At 43.3% G+C, this 3,548-nt stretch carries 4 protein-coding genes; 3 read left to right on the top strand and 1 reads right to left on the bottom strand.

Features of this window, described 5'->3' with window-relative positions; translation table 11 throughout:
- The 3 genes from OEM52_14460 to OEM52_14450 form a co-directional block, all read left to right on the top strand.
- Positions 1-1,447 (top strand): T9SS type A sorting domain-containing protein (locus OEM52_14460; GenBank protein ID MDK9701337.1); only part of this gene is annotated, 1,447 nt, incomplete at its 5' end.
- A 188-nt stretch (positions 1,448-1,635) separates the two neighbouring features.
- On the top strand, positions 1,636-2,052 hold the full coding sequence (locus OEM52_14455) for a bacteriohemerythrin (GenBank protein MDK9701336.1): 417 nt from the start codon (positions 1,636-1,638) through the stop codon (positions 2,050-2,052).
- Between the two features lie 267 nt (positions 2,053-2,319).
- On the top strand, positions 2,320-3,078 hold the full coding sequence (locus OEM52_14450) for a hypothetical protein (protein ID MDK9701335.1): 759 nt from the start codon (positions 2,320-2,322) through the stop codon (positions 3,076-3,078).
- 111 nt (positions 3,079-3,189) lie between these two features.
- Here the strand turns inward: OEM52_14450 and OEM52_14445 are convergent.
- A partial coding sequence (locus tag OEM52_14445; protein ID MDK9701334.1) for a zinc-binding dehydrogenase occupies positions 3,190-3,548 on the bottom strand: 359 nt, incomplete at its 5' end.

Genomic DNA, 3,548 nt, shown 5'->3' with positions numbered 1-3,548 from the left:
AGTTTACCCTCAGACGATCACTTGGGGAGTATCCCTCTACCAACATTTCCTATATTTGAATAACGATCCTGGCGGCTTGGTAACATGGAATGTAAGTAATCCAAACTTTCCAAGTTATGCGACTACTTATCCCCAGTACCGAGGAGATGTTGTTGACATTGGAAACAATTATGTTGTTGTCGGAGGAGTGCAATCTTGTTCGGTTTTAAACATGACGAATCCCTCGAATCCGGTTGTTGTCTCTTCCTTTCAGATTTCAAATGGTATAGATGTCGCTGCACTTGATACGCTCCTTTTCTTTGTAGAACGGGATATTGGTCTGAAAATCATTTCAGTTGCAACGCCTTCATTGCCAACTCTCATTTGTGAAATCAACAATACAGGGATTTCGAGTGTCGCCATTGAAAGAGACCGATTGTATGCTGGGCTGACCTCCGGCGGATTGTCGGTGTATGACATTACGATTCGCTCGAATCCAGTACTAATTGGTTCGATCGCAGGAACAAGTACTGCGAGGCGATTAGTTGTTCGCGACGGAATCGTTTATGTAGCAAACTTCAATGCCGGTGTTACCGTTTACAACGCCAACAACACAGAAAACATACAAGTAATCAATAGTTGGCATGGTTTCACCAGTGGAAATTCGTGCGATGTTTTACTTAGTGGTAACCAACTATTCGTTGCTAATGGTACTGATGGTTTGTGGGCGTTTGACGTCACTAATCCGTCAGTGCTTTCGCCGATTGGCCGGTTTCGAAATTGTTCGCCAATCATTCTGCGGTTGCGAGAGAATTACTTGTATACAGCCGAATACTCGAACGGATTTTCGATATATCGAATCGACACCGCAGCGACTGTTCCACAAACAACATTTGAACTCACTCATCCCAATGGCGGCGAGCGGTTAGTGATCAATTCACTCGATACGATTCGATGGAACACGAACAATAATTACAACGCCGTAATGATAAAGATTAACTACAATTACCCCAATGGTGACTGGGTTACAATCGATGGCTCTTCACCGAACGATGGACAAGAAGTTTGGATGGTGACCGGACCAACGACCAATCACGCTCGAATAAAAATCTGTGCGGTTGCTGAACCTGATACAATGGATATCTCTGAAAGTGATTTTGAGATTTCCACTTCCGGTTTGATGGATGTTGCCGATAATCTGCCAATCAGCAGTAATTTGGCTCGAGTGTACCCGAACCCATTCAATCAAACGACATCGTTCAATTTCACTTTAAAGAATGCTGAGAATGTTCGAGTCGATGTATTTAATCTTCGTGGTCAATTGGTCGAATCATTGATATCCGAAAGGATGAGTGCCGGTGAACATACAGTGAAGTGGTTTGCCAATAAGCATGCAAGCGGGACATACCTGTATCGGTTACAAGCGGGTAAGCAGGTTCTAACTGATCGAGTTGTCCTGCTTAAATAACCGGCGATAAGTGCAATTAGTGTAACTCAGAAGGCGAGCCTAAGGGCTCGCCTTTCTTTCTTTCGACAAGTTAGCCGCTTGAAGGTAAAAGGAAAATCTTACAGAGATACACATTCTATTTTACTTGTGTACAGACTTTACAAATCTTACCATGATGAGTAAAATGATATTACCACAGGAGAGGAAAGATGTCGATATCTGTTAATTTAGTGGAGTGGTCGGACAAGTATTCTGTTCATGTTTCCAAGATTGATAGTGAACACAAACAGCTGTTTGCACTCCTGAACATCGTCAATTCCGCTATTGTTTATGGAAAGGGTAAAGAAATACTTGAGTATGCCCTTTCCGAACTGCTATCCTACACCGAGAACCATTTTCAGCATGAAGAAGAAGTTATGACGATGTACAACTATCCCGGTTTAGCGATGCATCGCATTGAGCATAAAAATCTGTTGCTTAAAGTGCAAACGTATATTCAGAAGTACCACAATAAAGTGCTAAGCGTTAGTGAGATTACTACCTTTCTAAAAGGGTGGCTAATCAACCATATCGAAGGAGATGATTCACATTTTGGCAACTACCTACGAGGAAAAGGCATCTCCTAAACCAATAATCAACTGATTCTGATTCACATCTTTCATCATAGATCCGACTGTATTAATCAGGGTAATATCATACATTTGTGGTAGTCTTCCATTTATCGTCGCTTTCTTGTTTCGGCTTTCGCTGGTAAATTGCGATACTCTGATTTTGAGGAGCATTAACAAACCTGGGAAATGATAAATCTCTTTGGGAAGGGTTGTCACTAAGAGAAGTTCGTTGTACCTTCTAATTGTGTGTATTCTTGGTGTCAATTTAACCTTGAGGTATTTATGCCACGGTTGTTTCTTCTCAGCATTTCCATCCTGATTCTCAGCCTCTCAATTATTGGTTGTACCGACGATTCAAGTGATCCGACATCGCCTGCCGGATCAAACTATGATCTCGTTGGTAACTGGCGGCTTTCCGTATGGGCAACGCAACAAACGGGAATTTCCGGGTATTCCGTCAGTGTGTTCGATTCCGACTCCGCATATATGTCGATTGATTCCAGTGGCCATTTCGTGATGGAGATGAGAACAAGTAATGTTGTTACAATGCGAATGGTAGGACGTGGACAATATAACCCGCCGCAGATAATATCGATAATCGACAGCATCATGCAGATAACTCCGGGTCCCGATACAATTCATGCAGGCGATACTTTAGTCCAAACGGTGACGCTATCCAACAACAACGGCGTAGCGATTTTCCAATCGCGCTCGGGGACAACGAATCTGATCAACTATGGCGCTTATCTGCGAGTCGGCAGCGATGTGAAGATTGCCGGAGTCTGCGGCGATTACAATGAAAATGCTACTACAGAATGGGTCGGTGTTCCCAATGTTACAGTGCGTTGTCTGAATAGCGCTGAGACGCCATTACAAACCACCACGACCAATGCGTGGGGGTTCTTCGTCTTTACCGGTTTAACACCCCAAACACTACGACCAAGTGGCTGGATTGAAATAAACGGAGTAGGCACTGCGTATGATAACAATCCGTTACCAATCACAACTTCTGGCGGTTATGCAGTGCTCTTGATGAGGTAAGTGGACTTGGTTTTGATGTAGTTACGGCGCCTCATGAGGGGCGCCGTTTCTGTTATAGCAGTATCGATTGCAGTGGTGTGATTTGTCTTTGATTTAAGTTCTTGGTCGTCATTATGACTGATTCATCGTAATAACAACATTTCCCTTTTTGTGACCGAGGTCGACGTAGCGATGCGCTTCTGCGATATTCTCTAGCGAGTAATTGCGGTCGATTACCGCTTTGTATTGACCCTTTTCAAATAACTTCTGGAGAAATTGAAGATCTGCCAACTTCGCGCTATGTGACCGGAGTCCTGTTGCGTGAAACTTCACTTTCTTGGTACCAACAACCGATGTTAGGAGAATTTGTAAAATCAATCCTGCTGAAATCCCAGCCTCAAGAAATATGCCGTTTGGTTTTAAGGAGTGTTTGCAATGCGGTAAAGAAATTTTGCCGACAGTGTCGAAAATGATGTCGTACAACTCACCAC

The sequence above is a fragment of the bacterium genome (genome assembly GCA_030247525.1).
Lineage (GTDB): Bacteria > Electryoneota > JAOADG01 > JAOADG01 > JAOADG01 > JAOTSC01.
The sequence above is the reverse complement of the archived record's forward strand: the minus strand, read 5'-3'. Positions and strand labels throughout refer to the sequence as shown.

Bases quoted from the DNA above. Each gene is read 5' to 3' on its own strand.
- OEM52_14455 (MDK9701336.1), top strand. From the start codon at position 1,636: ATGTCGATATCTGTTAATTTAGTGGAGTGGTCGGACAAGTATTCTGTT.
- OEM52_14450 (MDK9701335.1), top strand. From the start codon at position 2,320: ATGCCACGGTTGTTTCTTCTCAGCATTTCCATCCTGATTCTCAGCCTC.